The sequence below is a fragment of the Ohtaekwangia koreensis genome, assembly GCF_900167975.1.
GTDB lineage: Bacteria > Bacteroidota > Bacteroidia > Cytophagales > Cyclobacteriaceae > Ohtaekwangia > Ohtaekwangia koreensis.
In genome coordinates this window covers 440061-458320 of sequence record NZ_FUZU01000002.1, presented here as the reverse complement: position 1 = coordinate 458320, position 18260 = coordinate 440061, and the positions used below count along the sequence as shown (strand labels likewise).

17 protein-coding genes are annotated in these 18260 nt (G+C 42.0%); 9 read left to right on the top strand and 8 right to left on the bottom strand.

Features of this window, described 5'->3' with window-relative positions:
* Positions 1-87 precede the first annotated feature (87 nt).
* The 3 genes from ruvB to B5Y40_RS14915 all read left to right on the top strand — a co-directional run bounded on the left by ruvB (position 88) and on the right by B5Y40_RS14915 (position 3419).
* Positions 88-1119 carry a Holliday junction branch migration DNA helicase RuvB gene (gene ruvB, locus B5Y40_RS14925; protein ID WP_079687594.1) on the top strand — a complete coding sequence of 344 codons (1032 nt, stop codon included), beginning with the start codon at positions 88-90 and terminating at the stop codon, positions 1117-1119.
* A gap of 123 nt (positions 1120-1242) precedes the next feature.
* Complete coding sequence (locus B5Y40_RS14920) at positions 1243-2823, top strand: FMN-binding glutamate synthase family protein (protein ID WP_079687593.1); 1581 nt, start codon at positions 1243-1245, stop codon at positions 2821-2823.
* Positions 2824-2912: 89 nt separating this feature from the next.
* Positions 2913-3419 (top strand): hypothetical protein, encoded by a 507-nt coding sequence (locus B5Y40_RS14915; RefSeq protein WP_079687592.1) that lies wholly within the window; start codon positions 2913-2915, stop codon positions 3417-3419.
* Positions 3420-3440: 21 nt separating this feature from the next.
* Here B5Y40_RS14915 and B5Y40_RS14910 read toward each other — a convergent pair whose 3' ends face one another.
* Positions 3441-4511: a hypothetical protein gene (locus tag B5Y40_RS14910; protein WP_079687591.1), complete on the bottom strand. Its 1071-nt coding sequence runs from the start codon at positions 4509-4511 to the stop codon at positions 3441-3443.
* 182 nt (positions 4512-4693) lie between these two features.
* Here B5Y40_RS14910 and B5Y40_RS14905 point away from each other — a divergent pair, with 182 nt between their 5' ends.
* The 3 genes from B5Y40_RS14905 to recO are packed head-to-tail and all read left to right on the top strand — an operon-like array spanning position 4694 to position 8248.
* Positions 4694-5299 carry a thymidine kinase gene (locus B5Y40_RS14905; RefSeq protein WP_079687590.1) on the top strand — a complete coding sequence of 202 codons (606 nt, stop codon included), beginning with the start codon at positions 4694-4696 and terminating at the stop codon, positions 5297-5299.
* Positions 5296-7533, top strand: coding sequence for a type IX secretion system anionic LPS delivery protein PorZ (gene porZ, locus B5Y40_RS14900; protein WP_079687589.1), 2238 nt, complete (start codon positions 5296-5298; stop codon positions 7531-7533). Before B5Y40_RS14905 ends, porZ begins: the two co-directional genes overlap by 4 nt.
* A gap of 49 nt (positions 7534-7582) precedes the next feature.
* Positions 7583-8248 (top strand): DNA repair protein RecO, encoded by a 666-nt coding sequence (recO, locus tag B5Y40_RS14895; RefSeq protein ID WP_079687588.1) that lies wholly within the window; start codon positions 7583-7585, stop codon positions 8246-8248.
* Between the two features lie 14 nt (positions 8249-8262).
* Here recO and B5Y40_RS14890 read toward each other — a convergent pair whose 3' ends face one another.
* The gene (locus B5Y40_RS14890) at positions 8263-9147 is read right to left on the bottom strand and encodes an SMP-30/gluconolactonase/LRE family protein (protein WP_143785782.1); all 885 of its coding nucleotides are present in this window, start codon (positions 9145-9147) and stop codon (positions 8263-8265) included.
* Positions 9148-9175: 28 nt separating this feature from the next.
* The gene (locus tag B5Y40_RS14885; RefSeq protein ID WP_079687587.1) at positions 9176-9805 is read right to left on the bottom strand and encodes an L-threonylcarbamoyladenylate synthase; all 630 of its coding nucleotides are present in this window, start codon (positions 9803-9805) and stop codon (positions 9176-9178) included.
* A gap of 93 nt (positions 9806-9898) precedes the next feature.
* Between B5Y40_RS14885 and mltG the strand changes: the two genes are divergently transcribed.
* Genes mltG through B5Y40_RS14870 form a run of 3 tightly spaced genes read left to right on the top strand, consistent with a single transcriptional unit; the run spans position 9899 to position 12361 of the window.
* Positions 9899-10951: an endolytic transglycosylase MltG gene (gene mltG / locus B5Y40_RS14880; protein ID WP_079687586.1), complete on the top strand. Its 1053-nt coding sequence runs from the start codon at positions 9899-9901 to the stop codon at positions 10949-10951.
* Between the two features lie 4 nt (positions 10952-10955).
* On the top strand, positions 10956-11363 hold the full coding sequence (locus B5Y40_RS14875; RefSeq protein WP_079687585.1) for an acyl-CoA thioesterase: 408 nt from the start codon (positions 10956-10958) through the stop codon (positions 11361-11363).
* Positions 11360-12361 (top strand): YihY/virulence factor BrkB family protein, encoded by a 1002-nt coding sequence (locus B5Y40_RS14870; protein ID WP_079687584.1) that lies wholly within the window; start codon positions 11360-11362, stop codon positions 12359-12361. Before B5Y40_RS14875 ends, B5Y40_RS14870 begins: the two co-directional genes overlap by 4 nt.
* 151 nt (positions 12362-12512) lie before the next feature.
* Here the strand turns inward: B5Y40_RS14870 and secDF are convergent, their stop codons facing one another.
* From secDF to B5Y40_RS14845, 5 genes are all read right to left on the bottom strand, one after another.
* On the bottom strand, positions 12513-15497 hold the full coding sequence (gene secDF, locus B5Y40_RS14865; RefSeq protein ID WP_079687583.1) for a protein translocase subunit SecDF: 2985 nt from the start codon (positions 15495-15497) through the stop codon (positions 12513-12515).
* A 90-nt stretch (positions 15498-15587) separates the two neighbouring features.
* A complete protein-coding gene (locus B5Y40_RS14860) occupies positions 15588-15938 on the bottom strand; it encodes a hypothetical protein (RefSeq protein WP_079687582.1) in 351 nt (116 codons plus the stop codon).
* Between the two features lie 86 nt (positions 15939-16024).
* Positions 16025-16651, bottom strand: coding sequence for a uridine kinase family protein (locus B5Y40_RS14855; RefSeq protein ID WP_079687581.1), 627 nt, complete (start codon positions 16649-16651; stop codon positions 16025-16027).
* 105 nt (positions 16652-16756) lie between these two features.
* Complete coding sequence (locus B5Y40_RS14850) at positions 16757-17341, bottom strand: non-canonical purine NTP diphosphatase (RefSeq protein ID WP_079687580.1); 585 nt, start codon at positions 17339-17341, stop codon at positions 16757-16759.
* Positions 17338-18252, bottom strand: a complete 915-nt coding sequence (locus tag B5Y40_RS14845) for an FKBP-type peptidyl-prolyl cis-trans isomerase (RefSeq protein WP_079687579.1) — start codon at positions 18250-18252, stop codon at positions 17338-17340. Before B5Y40_RS14845 ends, B5Y40_RS14850 begins: the two co-directional genes overlap by 4 nt.
* Positions 18253-18260 lie beyond the last annotated feature (8 nt).

The following is an 18260-nucleotide window of genomic DNA, read 5'->3' as shown; positions in this document are numbered from 1 at the left end:
TCATATTAGTCATTTCAATAGTTTTTTTATGACCTTTACACCTCCAAGGATTGACGGACAGAACAGCCCGATAACGACTCATATACCATGCGAGAAGATTACCTGAAAAGTGATAACGAAGGCCAGAATTCAGTAGAGAAGGAAATAGAGAAGGCTCTTCGTCCACTTTCATTTGAAGATTTCACGGGACAACAAAAAGTAGTAGACAATATTAAAATTTTCGTGCAGGCAGCAAAGCAAAGGAGTGAGCCGTTGGATCACGTGTTGCTTCATGGCCCTCCGGGATTAGGGAAGACTACACTATCTAGTATTATCGCGAATGAACTTCAGACAAGCATCAAGATAACGTCTGGTCCGGTGCTGGATAAACCCAGTGATCTTGCCGGACTACTTACAAACCTGGAGCCGCACGATGTTTTGTTTATTGACGAGATCCACCGCCTCAATCCTATCGTAGAAGAGTATCTGTATTCTGCGATGGAAGATTTTCGCATTGATATCATGCTAGACTCGGGTCCTAATGCGCGGTCAGTACAAATAGGGTTGAATCCGTTTACACTGATCGGAGCCACTACGCGTGCAGGTTTACTTACATCGCCTCTTCGTGCGCGCTTCGGTATAAATGCGCGGTTAGAGTATTATGATTCTACGTTGCTTACAAAAATTGTTAATCGCTCATCGGCTATATTAAATACACCGATTGAATCTGATGCAGCTTTTGAGATTGCTCGCAGAAGCAGAGGAACACCGCGTATCTCCAACAACCTACTGAGAAGAACGCGCGACTTTGCCCAGATCAAAGGCAACGGAACAATCACAAAAGCTATAGCGCAAATGGCACTCAAGGCGTTGGATGTAGATGAGAATGGTTTAGACGATATGGATAATCGTATACTCCTTACTATCATTGAAAAATTCAAAGGCGGGCCTGTCGGACTTACCACCATTGCAACCGCTGTGGGTGAGGAAAGCGAGACCATTGAAGAAGTATACGAACCTTTCCTGATACAGGAAGGCTATATTAAACGAACATCCCGCGGAAGAGAAGCGACCGAACTTGCATACAAGCATCTGAAGGTTGTGCCCCCCTTAAGTAAACGCGGTGGGTTATTTGACTAGCGTTTTGTTCTTCACTATATATGTAGAATAAAAAATCCCCTCTTGAATTAAAAACCGATGGCAAATCATCAGGTTTAAAACTGAATTTACAGAGTTACTATATTTGATTTTCATCCATACTATATGAGAAAGATATTCATTGTTAGCAGCGTTGTTGTAACGATGCTGCTTGTGCTGTGGGCATGGTTCTGGTGGCCAGCTCTTTTTGGATTTTTACTGATTGCCCCCATCATCAGCATGGGCGTTCATGATATGGTTCAGAAGAAGCAATCCATCAAGCGAAATTTTCCAGTGTTAGGAAGACTTCGTTATGTTTTTGAAGACATGCGTCCGAAGATTCAGCAATACTTTGTTGAATCCGATACGGATGGGGCACCGATAAATCGAAACGATCGCTCTGTAATTTATCAGCGTGCTAAAAAGCAAGTAGACACCACTCCATTTGGTACACAACTCAACGTCTATGCGGAAGGGTACGAATGGATGAGTCACTCCATTGTTCCACTTGACTTTCATAAGATGGAGCATAGCCCCAGGGTTGTAGTTGGAAATAAAGATTGCAAGCAACCTTACTCGGCAAGTGTATTAAATATATCTGCGATGAGTTTCGGTTCTCTGAGCAGCAATGCCGTGCAGGCTTTGAATGCTGGTGCGAAAATCGGAGGCTTTGCACACAACACGGGTGAAGGTGGTATCAGTCATCATCATACTAATAATGGTGGTGATCTGATCTGGCAGATTGGTACAGGTTATTTTGGAGCACGCGATGAAGGCGGAAACTTTAGTCCGGATGGTTTTAGAAAAAATGCATTACGGCCCGAAGTGAAAATGATTGAATTGAAACTTTCGCAAGGTGCTAAGCCCGGACACGGTGGTATACTTCCCGCAAAAAAAAATACACCTGAAGTTGCTGCAATTCGACTTGTAAAAGCGGGCACTACGGTTTTCTCGCCACCCTTTCACAGTGCCTTCAAGACACCGCGCGAAATGATCCTTTTCATAAATCAACTACGCGAACTGTCCGATGGCAAACCGGTTGGCTTTAAACTTTGCATTGGTCGCAAAAGCGAATTCATTTCCGTTTGCAAAGCCATGGTAGAGTTAGATATATACCCTGATTTTATTACGGTAGATGGAGGTGAAGGCGGTACAGGTGCAGCTCCTCCTGAGTTCTCGAACTTTGTTGGAATGCCTTTACTCGAAGGCCTTGCATTTGTAGATAACATGTTGAAAGGCTTCAATATCCGGAACCACATTAAAATTATCGCCTCCGGAAAAATATTGTCAGGTTTTCACATGATTCGTGCTGTAGCATTGGGGGCAGATATGTGTAACAGCGCACGTGCCATGATGATGGCGATTGGATGTATTCAGGCGTTGGAGTGTAATAAGAACACGTGCCCTACAGGTGTTGCAACACAAGACCCTGAGCTTGCCGCAGGTCTCGACATCGATGATAAAAAAGTAAGGGTTGCAAACTTTCACAAGTATACTATAGAAAGCTTTGTAGAGTTGTTGGCAGCGGCCGGTTTGGATAGTCCGCGCAAATTGAACCGTCACCAGATCAGCAGACGGATCTTCATGAATGAGATCAAAACACTGGAAGAAATATACCCATCCATCCCTGTAGGTTCTATGTTGGATTGCAGTGTACCAGATCCGTATAAAAAATCATGTGAGTCGGCCAGTGCAGATCAGTTTTAAAATTTTTGTTGATGAAAAACTATCAACCTGCAATCGCGGGCTCATCTGTTTTTCTTACCTTTGAGTATAAATCTTAAAACACAGACTCGGTGCTTCGTAAGTTTTTCCCACGCGATAAAAACTATGTTCTGAAAGAGGCACAGCATTCTCTTGAAAATTCGCTGTTGCAGTACCTGGTGGACTATGTGAAAGTAGAATACCTGCTCCGTTTTAATGCTCTTGGCCTGATGGACGAAGCTGCTGAGCGTATCAAGCAACATACCGGAACGGATCATTCTCATCTGCACGAATTTTACGAGAACCTGGCGGGAGTATACCGCTACAAGAACTATAGCGATAACCAATTGGAGTTTATCTTCGATGGCCGCGACCCGATGGAAAAGTATAGCGAAGATTGGTCTGCTACCTATCGCCAATGGGTTCGGGAGTTTTGCCGTCACGAACAATTCATTCGTGCTATACTGGAGCTTACGGTGTTCTATCCGGAAGACTATACGCCGCAAATGGCTGGCCTTCGCCTCAGCACATTCATCACAAAATTTTTCGAGTTAAAGATTGATTCTCAGAAAGGTATCGTTCGAATACGTGTAGCCTGACCGTGGTATAAAACACTCGGACTACGAGAATCTTTTCTCCACCAGTTCCATAAATTCATGAAACTCTTCGCTGTCACGATCCCAGGTCGAAGCGTACTCCTCATCTATATAGTTTAATGCCGCGTTCAGGTTGTTCAGTTGATCGAGTCGATCGATAGCCTTGCTGAACAATTCAAAGTCACCATGGAAAAGCACCTTGGTGAACATAAACTTTTGATTTATAGTGAGGCTGTCTTTGATCTTGATGATCTTATTAAAGTTACCCGCCAGCATAGGCTTGGACTCACGACCTAACCGATCGTTGAGGCTCGAGCCTCCGCTTTGTTGAACGCGTGGAGTATTCTGTGCTTGTCTTGGTTGTTGAACAGGTTGAGGAGGAGGCGATGTTACAACCTTTGGAGTTTCCACTTCCACAGGTCTGCTGCTTTGTACAGGCGCTTTGTATTCAGGCTCAACATATTTCGTTACGAAGAACCTTGCCGGATCCAGCGGTACCACTGCTGAAAACTTTTCAATATAGTCTTCAACATCTTCCGGAGTAAAGTTTACTTCTTCCAGAATTTGATCAAGTATAGCAAAGGCTTCATTACCCGAAAGTTCTTTAACTCCTTTCTCCTCCAGTTTTTGAAGCATCCGGTCCAATGGAGCTTTATTTACCTTGAGATATTTTATTTCTTCCCGGAAGGGTTCTACTTCAAGCTTATTATTTTTTCCCGTAACGATCATCGAAAAGAAATCGTACGGATCAAAAATAACCATTAATGCGTGGCTGGACGCTTTCTTGAGCAAGGGAGCAAAATGTGCCCGATCGATTGAAATATTTTTGGAGAGAACACCCATCAGGTCTTCGAGCGACTCTTTTACTTCCGGATTGTCATAATTGAAATATGGACTCTTTAACTTTTTGGTTTCTTCTTTCCACGCGCGAAAAAGCTCGCGGATCACAAAAAGATTCACCTGTTGTACATTACAAAGACTGAGAATTTCGGGACCACTGATCTTATCTTTCGAAGAGAAAAATCCTCTCAACACACTTTCCGCGTACGAATCTCCATAGAGGGCAATTGCTTCGAGACTTATCTTTTCGTCCATGCTTTATATACGATTATGATATTAACGGCCTTAAAGATATTAATTTGCTTCGAGACATTTAGTCAGGCCACAGACTTTAGACATTAGTTTTGAGATGGATAGACATTTGGCGAGACAAAACTGAATGGTGCTTCCATCCGCAACGCGTATTTTTATTTCATGTCTATGCTTAATTTTAACGAATGTTTATAGAACCACATTTAGGGAGCAGGCGTGAACACGGACGTGTTGGATGGATCGAAGTTATTGCCGGCTGTATGTTTTCCGGGAAGACGGAAGAGCTTATCCGCAGATTAAATCGTGCCATTATTGCGCGCCAGAAAGTTGAGATCTTTAAACCCGTTATCGATAAACGTTATCACCACGAGCAAATTGTATCGCACAACGCCAACTCTATCCGGTCTACACCGGTAAACTTTGCCAGCGATATTTTACTGCTGGCCGGAGATTGTGAAGTAGTGGGAATTGATGAAGCACAATTCTTTGATGACGCTATAATTGAAGTATGCAATACGTTGGCCAACGGTGGAAAGCGCGTGATTGTAGCCGGCCTCGATATGGACTACGAAGGTAAACCTTTTGGACCGATGCCGAACCTGCTTGCTGTTGCTGAGTTTGTTACAAAAGTTCATGCGATCTGCGCACAAACCGGTGAGCTTGCTTCGTTCTCATTCAGACTTACAGCAAGTGAACAACAAGTGATGCTAGGTGAGCGCAAGGAATATGAAGCACGTAATCGTCAATCATTTATGGAAGGAATGAAAAAAAGGAAGAAGACAGATTTATGATTGCTGCCCGCAGAAATTTTTCCAAACACACTATACAACGTCAACCTTTCAGCTTTTCGTTTCAGGCTTTAAGTTTCAGCCTTCTGCTTTTAACTGTTACTTCTTACGCACAGGAAATTCCTATAGGCACGTGGCGTGTGCATACTTCTTATAACTCTATTAAAAGTATAGCGATCGATGATGACTATATTTTCGGTGCAGCCACCAATGGTATCATGGTGCTCGATCGTGAAGACAATAGCATCACGAGTTACTCCAAGTTGAGTGGACTTAGTGGGACGACTGTAACCTATATTCAATACGATGCTCTTACTGAGCAACTCCTGATCGCATATGACGATGGAAAAATTGATGTGATAAAGAATAATGTGATCAAGTCGCTTGATCCATTGGCGAATGCATCGATTACCGGTTCAAAGAAAATAAATCACATCGCTATAAATAATGGGCTCGCATATTTTGCTGCAGACTTTGGAGTAGTGGTATTTGATCTTTCGCGGGCTGAGGTTAAAGAAACCTGGCGTGACCTGGGTGTAACAGGTGAGACACTAAAAATTAATGCCGTTACTTTTAAAGATGACAGTATATTTCTCGCTACAGAAAAAGGTATACTGGCAGGAGATCTTCAGGATAACCTATTGGATTTTGCAAACTATAAACGTTTCAATACCGGAATGCTGAGCGGATCTATACAGGCTATAGCAAGTTTTAATTCCAAAGTTTACGCTGTAATAAATACAACAGGTATCGTCAGTTATACTGCAGGGAATTGGACAAATGAAGGTTATTTATCAGGAGAGATCTTTACATTTTTAAATGCTTCGGGATCTGATCTACTTGTAGGGGCTGATGACAACCTTTGGAAGATCAACGCTACAAATGTTTTGACAGAGGTGATAGACGAAAAAATTGAAGCCCCTCTTTTCGCTTTGGAAGAGAACGGCAAGTTCTGGATTGGTGATAACGTGAATGGACTGTTATCAAACTATAGTGGTTCATTTCAAAGTTATCTGCCGAATGGACCTACACAACCAGATATTTTTCGGTTGGCGTATGCCGATGGCGTTGTATGGAATATTCCCGGGGGATATAGTTCAGGTTTCATAAGACTTGGTAATGTTGGTATAGTAGATGAATTTGTAAATGGAGTTTGGTCACCTCGAAAAACATCGCTCAAAGATATAACCGATGTTGCCAGTAGTCAGCAATCGGAGTCAGTATACTATGCTTCTTTTGATCGTGGTGTGGAGAAAATAAATTCAGACGGAACATCAATCGTATATAATGAAACCAATAGCACGCTTGGTGCAGCGAATGTAACTGCTATTGAAAATTCGTCAACAGGACTTTGGGTTACGGAATATGGCACACTTAATTCACTGCACCTGCTAAAAGAGGATAATACGTGGGAATCTTTCGCTGCTCCTATATTTGCAGCACGTTACCCCGTAGATTTGGCTATAGATTTGTCAGGCTATATATGGATGGTTACCAACCCCGCGCAAGGAGGAGGCATTTATGTGTTTGATAAAGCCAGCAAAGGATACGAGTATATAACGGACCAAAGTGGAAGCGGAGCGTTGCCAAGTAAAAATGTACGCTCAATAGCTATCGACCGTGATGGTCTAGTGTGGGTAGGAACAGATATAGGAGTAGCTTATTTTTTCGGACCCTCGGGAGAAGCTGTTAAGCCTATTTACGAAAGTCGCTTTTTGCTGCGCGATGATAAAGTGACTGCGATTGCTATAGATGGTGGCAACCGGAAGTGGATGGGAACAGAGCGCGGTGTTTGGCTGTTTAATGCTACAGGCGAAGAGCTGATCTATAATTTTACAACCGCGAACAGCCCATTGCTTTCAAATGTGATTAAAGATATTGCGATCAACGACAAAACCGGGGAAGTTTTTTTTGCTACGGATAAGGGTATAATCTCTTTCCGAAGTGATGCTACAGAGAGTGATTTTTCATTTCAATCCGTTAAGATTTTCCCCAACCCCATTACAAATAGTTTTAATGGAAGCGTTGGTATAAATGGACTTGCCACCGATGCTTTAGTCAAGATCACCGATATAAGTGGAAAGCTTATCTGGCAAACGCAAGCCAGTGGCGGCACTGCCACCTGGAATGTGCGCGATTACAACGGCAAGCGTGCAGCAACGGGTATATACCTTGTTTTTGCAGCGACTTCCGATGGAACAGAAAGTGTTGTCGGGAAGATTGCTGTTGTTGAATAAATTGACCGGCCCTTCAAATATACCCATAGCACAATAGCTGCTTATACAGATGTTACATAAAACCCGCGGCATTGTTTTCAGATATACCAAATATGGAGATACTTCCATCATCGTAAATATATTTACGGAAGTCTTTGGCATGCAAAGCTATATTGTGAATGGTGTGCGCAGTCAAACGGCAAGGAGTAGAATAGCATTGTATCAACCGCTCACGTTGCTGGACCTTGTGGTATATCATCGCGAGAATGCAAACATCTTGCGCATTAAGGAGATTAAGTGTTTATACCCGTATCACAACATTCCGACAGACATTCGAAAGTCGGCATTGGCGATGTTCATAAATGAAGTGATCAACAGAACTGTAAAGGAAGAAAGTCATGCGCAGGAGTTGTGTGAGTTCCTGATACAATCGTTGATAACCCTTGACAAACAAAGCAAGGTTGAAAATTTTCATTTGATATTTCTCATCAAGCTAAGTCGCTACCTGGGTTTTGGAGCGCAGACTAAAAATGAAGTTGTAGGAGGGCGCCTTGCATCGTTGGAAGCAGAAGCGATGCTCGAACACGTTGTGAATGCAGAGTATGATACGACACTCCCGATTACAAATACATTGCGCAGAGAACTACTCGAAGTACTTATGAATTTTTATTCCGATCACATTGATACATTAGGAGAGATGAAGTCAGTGCAGGTGTTAAGAGAAATAATGAGTTGATGCTGGGCCATCGATTAATACCCTTTCCCTGCTATATCATTTCTAAACATCTCCATTCCCTTTCTGTCTTGCAGCGTAACAAAAACGAGTTTGCCATTCAATCCACCAAACACCAGGTTGCTGCAGTTCTTGCCTTTCAATTGTACTTCGCGAATCAGCTCGCCCTTTGGCGACAGTATTGCAATTGTGCCTTTACCATATCGTGTTACATATAGGTTGCCTTCCTTGTCGCACTTCATACCATCGAAACCAAAATCAGGAAACTCTGCAAAGAGTCTTTTGTTGGAAATGTTTCCATCAAAGTCTACATCGAATGCCCAGATTTTTCGCTGAACACTTTCATTTACATATAGTATTCTTTCATCCGGACTCAACTCTATACCATTGGTTGTACCCATCTTGTCATCGAGCAATACAGCTTTACCACCTTTGTCGATGCGCCAGATTTTGCCAGTGCTTTCTTTCCAGTTAGGGTCAGAAGCAAATAACTGATTTTTACTGTTGATGCATATATCATTCGGTTGATTGAAACCATCGTTGTGAGCATATACCGACACCTTTTTATTTTTCATATTTACCTTCAGCACATTGTGTGCGCTGAAATCCGCCAGGTACATGTTGCCTTTGCTATCGAACTTTATACTGTTGGCGGTACTTCCTTGTGGAAGCGTCAGGAATAAAGAGATCTTTCTATTCGGAGCAATCAGTCCAATCGTTCCGTCTTTTTGATAGTTTACTACATAAAGATTACCGGCTTCGTCAAAGCATGGGCCTTCTATATTATTCGTGAATAAATTCTCTGCTGTAAAATCTTCCGCTATAAAATGTCGTTGAAAATCCTGCGCATGCAGTGTTGCCATGCTGCCGGTTAATAGAAGAAGTACAAGTAATCGTATCATAGAAAGGTATATTTAGCAGTAAAAATAATTATAAATATTGATCGAGGTCTCCAAGCCCCTGGCGCAAAATCGTCAACTCATCGCCTGTACAGTCAACAACAGTAGACGGTACGTTGCCTCCCACTCCGCCATCAATAACCAAATCTACTTTATGTTTAAAGTCTTCATAGATTTCTTCCGGATCGGTTGTGTATGCTTTTATCTCATCGTCATCTTTAATGGATGTTGTGATGAGCGGATTTTGAAGATGCTCAACAATAGTACGGGGGATCGAATGATCGGGTATACGAATACCCACTGTCTTCTTATTCACATTAAGAATTTTGGGAACGCGACTGCTTGATTCAAGAATAAACGTGAACGGACCTGGTAAGGCTTTCTTTAATATTTTAAAAACGGGTGTGTCTATTCTGTGTGCGAATTCTGATATATGACTGAGGTCGTTGCAAATGAACGAAAGATCAAGCTTTTGTGGTTTAATGTTCATGATCTGACAGAGACGTTCAATTGATTTTCGGTTCATGAGATCGCAGCCAATGCCGTAGATGGTATCGGTGGGATAGATGATAATTCCGCCATCTTTCAATACCTCAACAACGTGGTTGATTTTTCTGATTTCAGGATTTTGAGGATGTATTTTTAGTAATTCCGCTGCCATTTCTTTCTAAAGATAGATATTCGGCAGAAATCAAAAGTCGTTCCTGCGGGAGGTTAAGGCTGTTTTATTATTTTTGATACCTCGTATTTTATTATGAAACCCAATAAGCGTTTAATTTTATTTCTCCTGGTAGCAATTCTGGGCATATCGTTCAGTTACTATGCTTACCAAATTGTATACACTCCCAACATTCTGGTAGGGATGGATGATCGTTTATTCATTGTTGAAGAAGGTTCTACTTTTAAGGACATCCAGAGAAAACTTCATGAAGGCAGAGTTGTAAACGACCTCGTGTCTTTTAGTTTTCTTGCCAAGCTCAGCGGCTATGCAGATCAGTTAAAACCTGGCCGGTATATTTTGCGCAAAAACATGACGAACCTGCAGGCGTTGAAAATTTTAAAATCCGGAAAGCAAGAGCCTGTTAAAATTACTTTTAATAATGTTCGTCTCGTTTCCGAATTGGCAGAGCGCATTACGCGGAACCTGGGAATGAAACCTGAGGAATTTGAAGCGGCATTAATAAAATTTGCCATGACGAATTCGTATGGTTTTAATAAAGACAACATCATGACGATGTTTATACCAAATACATACGAAGTATATTTCAATATAGCACCTGAAGCGCTGGTAGAAAAAATGCATGGTGAGTATGAAAAATTCTGGACCGATGAACGAAAAGAAAAAGCGAAGGTTGTTGGATTAACACCTATTGAAATATCGGTGCTGGCTTCTATCGTGCAGGCCGAAAGTATAAATGCAAAAGAAGCACCCGTAATCGCTGGACTATATTTGAATCGTTTAAAGAAGGGCATTGCTTTACAGGCAGATCCTACACTTGTGTTTGCTGTAGGTGATTTTTCACTGAAGCGTGTGCTGAATGTGCATAAGCAAATTGATTCGCCTTACAACACCTATAAATATCCAGGCTTACCACCGGGGCCAATCAATATGCCGGAGATCCGCTCGCTGGATGCTGTGTTAAATTATACACCGAGTGACTATTACTATATGTGTGCCAAGGAGGATTTTTCGGGCAATCATAATTTCACAAACAGTTACGAGGAACATATGAGCAACGCTATACGGTACCAAAGAGCACTTACCCTCGAACAGCAAAAGGGAGAAGCGCTGAGAAATAAACGTTGATTCGATGTATAGATCTGAAACTAAAATCCGTGTGCGATATGGCGAGACCGATCAGATGGGATATGTATACTACGGATTTTATGCGATGTACTACGAAGTGGCGCGCGTGGAAAGTTTGCGACAGTTAGGTTTATCGTATAAGGAAATTGAAGCGATGGGCATCATGATGCCTGTGTTGGAGAATCACTCGAAGTATCTCGCACCTGGCAGATATGATGAATTATTGCGCATCGTAACTACCATACCTGAAAAGCCGAGTATAAAAATCCGCTTTCAATATGAGATTTTTAATGAAGAAGATAAACTCATCAACCGTGGAGAAACACTCTTGGTATTTGTTGATAAGATAACGAAACGACCATGTCGTCCGCCCGAGGCAATGGAAACTATACTGGAGCCATTTTTTAAATGAAGTATAAATATAAACGCATCTTATTACAATGGAGTCCCGGTCGTCACGTCATAACGTGGCTTAAGAAAGTACGATTTAAAAAATACGAGAACGTTTCTTTATACAAGATCTTAAAATTGTTCATTGAAAACCTGATGGACGATGAGATCATGGATCGCGCGAATGGTGTAGCATACAATTTTATCCTGGCCATTTTTCCTGCGATCATCTTCCTCTTCACATTAATTCCATACGTCACTCCTTTTTTCTCCGGCATTACAGACGATAGCATCCTGCAATTTTTAGGAGCGATGATACCTCCGTCTATGTTTGATGTAGTTGCCCCCACAGTGAAAGATATAGTCAGCAACCAACGGGGTGGCTTGTTGTCGTTGGGTTTTTTATTCTCCGTATACTTATCTACCAATGGAACGCTGGCACTCATGCGTGCTTTCAACGCTTGTTACCGAACGATTGAAAGACGTAGCGGCTTAAAAACAAGAGTGATCGCTACAGGACTTACGCTCAATCTTGCATTTGTTGTATTGCTTGCCATTGCACTTCTTGTGGTGGGCCAGTTTGTGCTGGACTACATTATGCAATTTGACTGGCTTAACATTGATAAGTTTACCGTATTCCTGATTTTCGCACTTCGCTTCCTCGTTATATTTATAGTGTTCTTCCTGGCGATATCAACGCTATATTATTTCGGTCCTGCTATACACTATAACTGGAGGTTCTTTTCGTTGGGCTCTCTGGTGGCCACGTTTCTTACATTGGCGGTATCGTATGGGTTTTCATTTTACGTAACGAACTTTTCTACCTATAACAAAGTATACGGATCCATCGGTGTGTTGATTGCGCTCATGGTATGGATACAGCTTGTTACAGTTGTCTTGCTGATCGGCTATGAGATCAACGCAACCATTCATCATGCTATACGCAGAGAGGCGTTGTGGAATGCGAGAAAATACAGAAAGCAAAAATCTCCGGGAAATATCCAATCACAGGAACTATAAATTGGCTTGTGTCTCATCTATAGTTATAGTTCAGCCTATAACGGTGAGATAGACTTGATTCTTGTTTTCACAAGGAGTCAAGTATAGAATAGTATAAAATAGAAAAAGGCGTCCCAATCGGAACGCCTTTTCTGTTATTTGTCAGACTGACTTAAGCAGTAACTGCTTTGCCAGGTGCAACTTTGTTTGTACTGTCTGGTAGTTTATCATCTTTAGAGAAGTCAACCAATACAGGTGTACCTATACATAAAGATGAGTATGTACCGATAATTACACCGATCAACATGGCGAATGTAAATCCGCGGATCGTCTCACCACCGAAAATAAAGAGGATAAACAATACGAAGAGTGTAGACATACCTGTGATAAGCGTACGGCTTAATGTATCATTCAAGGCATTGTTTACAACAGAAGCGGTATCTTCTGTGCTTTTCTTCATAGACAAGAATTCACGTACGCGGTCAAACACAACCACGCTATCGTTGATCGAGTAACCAATCACAGTCAAGATTGCCGCTACGAAAGCCTGATCAATCTCCAAGCTGAACGGCATTACATTTTCCAATAACACGAACAGGGAGAGCACCATCAATACGGTGTGGAATAAACTTACTACAGTACCCATCGCGAACTGCCACTTTCTGAAACGGATCAGAATGTATAAGAACATCAATACAACCGCTACGAGTAATGACCATATCGCAGATATCTTAATATCATTTGCAATAGTAGGTCCTACTTTATACGAGCTTAATATAGATGCATTGTTGCCTGAGAATTTACCAAGACCGGTTTGAAGATGCTTTTCAGCTTGTGCTGTTGCTTCATCTGAATCATCATCGATCAGGTAGCTGGTTGTGATCTTGTATTTTGTTTCACTTCCAAAAGTTTTTACTTCAGGAGCTTCACCAAAAGATTCCGTCAGGTTCTCACGCACAGCTTTCGCAGTAACGGCTTTGTCCAACGCTACGATGTAGGTACGACCACCTTTGAAATCAACACCATAGTTAAATCCTTTCACGGCCAAAAATCCCATACCCGCTATAATGATAGCAGATGAAATGGTATAGTATATCTTACGGTTGCCAATGAAATTGATATTGATACTGCGGAACAGATCTTTTGACCATCCCATAGAGAACTTAATTTTTGTACCTCTGCGGATATAGTATTCAAAAATCACGCGTGTGAAGAACACTGATGTAAAGAATGAACAAAGGATACCGATAATCAGCGTTACGGCGAAACCATAGATAAGACCTGAACCGAATGCCAGCAATACAAAGCCTTTGATCAACGTAGTAACGTTGGAGTCGATGATGGCTGTGAATGCGTTCTTATAACCTGCGCGGATCGAAGTTTCAAGTGACTTCCCTGCGTTGATATCTTCTTTAACACGTTCGTTGATCAGTACGTTTGCATCCACCGCGATAGCGAGTGAAAGTAATATACCGGCAATACCAGGAAGTGTAAGCGCTGCGTTGAGTGATGCAAGTATACCTAACAGGAAAATCAAGTTAAGAATAACAGCTAAGTCAGCTACCCATCCTGATGCGTTGTATACAATCAGCATGAAGAAGATGATGATGAGGAAGCCTACTACAATCGAGATCATACCGTTACGGATTGATTCTTGTCCGAGTGTAGGGCCAACCGATGATTCTTCAACGATCTTGGTAGGAGCAGGAAGTGAACCAGCTTTCAGAACGTTTGCTAAATCTTTTGCTTCTTCAACTGTGAAGTTACCAGAGATCTGTGAGTTACCGTTTGGAATTTCTCCGTTTACAGAAGGAGCTGAGTATACTGTGTTATCAAGCATGATGGCAATTCTTCCTTTAGGACTCTTACTGGAGGCTTCAGATGTCCACTTAGCCCAGATGCGTGTGCCTACTGAGTTCATGTTCATGCTTACTGCAGGACGCGCGTACTCATCGAGATCATTACGGGCATCCGTAATTACTTCACCTGTAAGTTTTGATTTTCCATTACGGCCTATATCCAGGAAGAAAAGCTCCAGCGACTCCGTTGTGCCGATCAATTCAGGTTTGTTTCCCCAGAATACACCAACGGTACGTGGCAACAGGTTACGAACATCTTGTCTTCTGAAGATGTCATTGATAACCGCTGTATCTTTTGTGCTATAGCGGAACGATCCTTGTGGATTGCTCAATGAGAAAAGCGGAGATATATTCAGATTCTGAAGTGAATCCAATCCTTTTGATTCGTCAGCAGTTGCTGTAGTATCGCTTGCTGTCTTTGTGCTGTCACCAAGCAGTGATGAAAGATCTTCGTCACCGGTCTTCGCTTGTTCGCCAGTCTTGGCTTGGTCACCTGTTTTTGCTGCCTTTTGTTCTTTAACCAATATGTCATTGATTGCCAGTAATGAATTATTCAATGTGTTTGGTTCGATCACATCCCAGAATTCAAGACGTGCTACACCTTGCAATAATTTACGAACGCGTTGTGGGTTATCGGCACCGGGTATTTCAACCTGAATTCTTCCTGTACCTGGTAAGCGCTGAATGTTAGGCTGTGATGTACCAAATTGATCGAGACGATTGCTAAGGATTGTAAAAGAGCGATCTATAGCGCTTTCTATTTCTTCATTTACAACACTGATAACTTTGCTGTCATCATCGTTAGTAGCAATCTTGCCACGTGTAGCAGCATTTGCAAATAAAGATGCTAAGCGTTTGTCGGGGTTAGCATCGCGATATGCTTTAAAGAATAATGAGCTAAAGCTTTGGCGGCTTTTCTTTTGTTCAATAGAAGCAGTTCTCAATGCTTTTACAAAAGATGAATCCTGGCTGTTGGCAGCAAGACCTTTGATAATATCCACGGGAGAAACCTCAAGAGTAACGTGCATACCACCTTGAAGATCGAGACCAAGACTAAGCTCGTAGTCTTTTACTTCTTTGTAAGTATACTCTGCACCAAACAGATTATATACCGGTGTATTCCAGATTGAATCGAGGTAAGCTTGCTTCTTGTTAACATCAATTTTACCGCTTGGGTCTGTGGCTACAGCGACAGCATCTTGCTGCACGTTGTACGACACGACCGTAAATGACAGGTAGAAGAAACACAATAGTGTAACGACTACCGAAAGAAAAATTACTAGTCCTTTGTTTTGCATATGGTTGGTTAAGTAAAAAACGTGATAGAAAAGAATAGAGACCCGGACCGATTAAAGATCCGGTAGAATATAAGATGAAGTATATCTTACTTAAGGAGCGTTCGGAGAAATGATGGTCCCGAAAAGTGTTTGGAAAAACTTACTTAAAGGAAGCGAGACATTAAAATCATGCTCTTCAATTTTTTCTTCCTCGAAGAGGATATCAAAAAGATAGAAGATTTCCTGACCGAATTCTACGTGCGTAGAGGAAGGAAGTGTGCTGGAAGGCAGCGTAATGTAAGCTTCGTCACCAGACTGATCATCTTGTTGCTGCTCGGTCTTTATTTCTTTTTTTGCAACGTGAGCCGTTTCAAAATAGAAAAGCTGCGACACAACAATCACCAGGGCTGTTAGAATCCCTGCGATTAATGTTGTTGTCCGTATGCGAGCTTTTCCTGTCATGTTTTTTCCGGGGGTACAAAAGTAGACAATTGCCGGCAATGTACAATGCCTTGCTTTTTGGCTATGGCTATTGACTCAAATCGATTTTAATGTTCCGCTTTTAGCCGCGCTTTCAGAGCCCAGGTTACCAGATCCAATGCACGTTCAAAATGATGATTGTTGGGAATCACCAGGTCGGCATTATGCTGGAGAGGCTTGATTAATGTTTCGTAAACCGGCATAACGTGATGTTGATAGCGGTACAGCACGTCATCGAGATCATAACCACGCTCTTCGTTGTCGCGTCTGATTCTTCTGCTAAGCTTTAGGTGATCTTTCGCTTCGATAAAAATTTTGAGATCGAGTTCTTCTTCTATCTCCGGAAAATACTGCACGAACAAACCTTCAATGATCAACAACGGTGCTGGTTTGAACTCAAGCGTGGCGGCTTTTATATTTTGATTATTAAAGGTGTACTCAGCCTTGTGTACTGTTTCACCATATTTTAATTTCAGAATGTCCTGATGGAATTTCTCGCGCTCAATTGCTTCGGGAAGATCGAAATTTTGTATGCCTTTCGTATCAATAACCTGTAGGTCGAGAGGCTTGTAGTAATGATCCTGTGAGATGAGGCAAATTTCTTCGGGCATAAACCGGGAAGAAAGATTTTTAAGGAAATGTGTTTTTCCTGAGCCGCTCCCGCCCGTAATGCCGATGATATAGATAGGTTTCATAAAATCCGCACAAAATTACGAATCATCCGGTAATGTGCAGAAAGAAAAAAACCTCCGGAATCTTTATTTCTCGAAGGCTCTTTTTAAAGATATAGATTGAGAATCTTAAACAGTGATTCCCGAAAGATATGCACCCAATTTTCGAACCGCTATAGCGCGGTGACTAAGCTGATTTTTTTCATCCATACTCATCTCTGCGAAAGTTTTAGTTTGCCCTTCGGGGATAAATATAGGATCGTATCCAAAACCAGATGTGCCACGCTTCTCGGTAATAATCTCGCCGCGAATAATCCCTTCGAAGTACAGCGGCTTTTCCTCTACGCCAAGCAACGTGATGACTGTACGGAATTGCGCTTTGCGATTTGTATCGTTCTTCAGGTTTTGTAAAAGTAGCGCGATGTTATCCTCGCTGCTGCGCTGTTCGCCAGCGTACCGTGCAGAGTATACTCCTGGAGCACCGTTTAAAGCATCCACTTCCAGGCCAGTATCATCCGCAAAGCATGGGGTATTATAGTGCTGAAAAACATATTCAGCTTTTTGAAGAGAGTTGCCCTCCAGCGTATTCCGCGTTTCGGGCAACTCTTCATAACATTTAATGTCGGCTAAGCTTACAATGTTAATATTACGGCCAACAACGTTTTTTATCTCTTCGAGCTTGTGCTTATTGTTGGAAGCAAAACATAGTCTCATTGAACTCCTAACACTTCAAGGTCTACAATCAGGTTTGCATTGCTGCCGATTACCTGCGATCCGTTGGAGTCCGTTGCTCCATTTGTTCCGAAGCCAAGTCCTGACGGTACATATATAGTTGCTTTGTCACCAACTGTTAATTTCTGCAAGCCAATCATAATGCCCTGAATAAAATCAACCGGTCTGCTATAGAATGTATCGCTTGGTGTTTGCGTAACCGTTGCAACCACGCTGGTTGGGTTGGATAATAATCTATAGGTGATTTTAAAATTAACTTTTGTAAACCAACTGATGGATGCGCCCGAGCCCTGTTGTGTAATCACATAGCGGATGCCGGTAGTATCCTTGATGACACCTGCTGAACTATTCGTTTCAAAATACTTATTGATTGCAGTAGTGTCTGTAGTGAACTGAGTTTTCTCGGTAGAAGTTATTACCGCTTCATTAAAGTCTACATCAAACTGCAAAATAGAATTGGCAGGTATTCCGTTTTGCCCTGTTGTTCCATAGGCCCATCCGGATGGTATATATAGTCTTGCCTGTGTTCCTACAGGAAGTTTTGTAAAAGCGATCTGCCATCCGGTTATATAGCTCTTCAACGTTCCTTTAATGTTGCCTTGATCAAATCCTGCACCATCTGGAAAGAATTTACCAACGTAATCGACATCAACGGTTGAGTTTATGCTTCTTGCAGGCAATCCGGTTCCAAGTTTTGTGATCTCCATTCGGATACCACTCGGATCTTTTTGTGCACCGATGAAATTGGCAGCCAGGTAGTCATCAATCGCTTTAACATCTGCCTGCAATTGAATATTTGGATCTGCAATGTCATCTGTGGAATCAATACATCCGCTCAAACCGACTGCCGCACAAACCAATGCGACTCCTATCAATCTTCTTACGTTGTTCATTTTTCGTT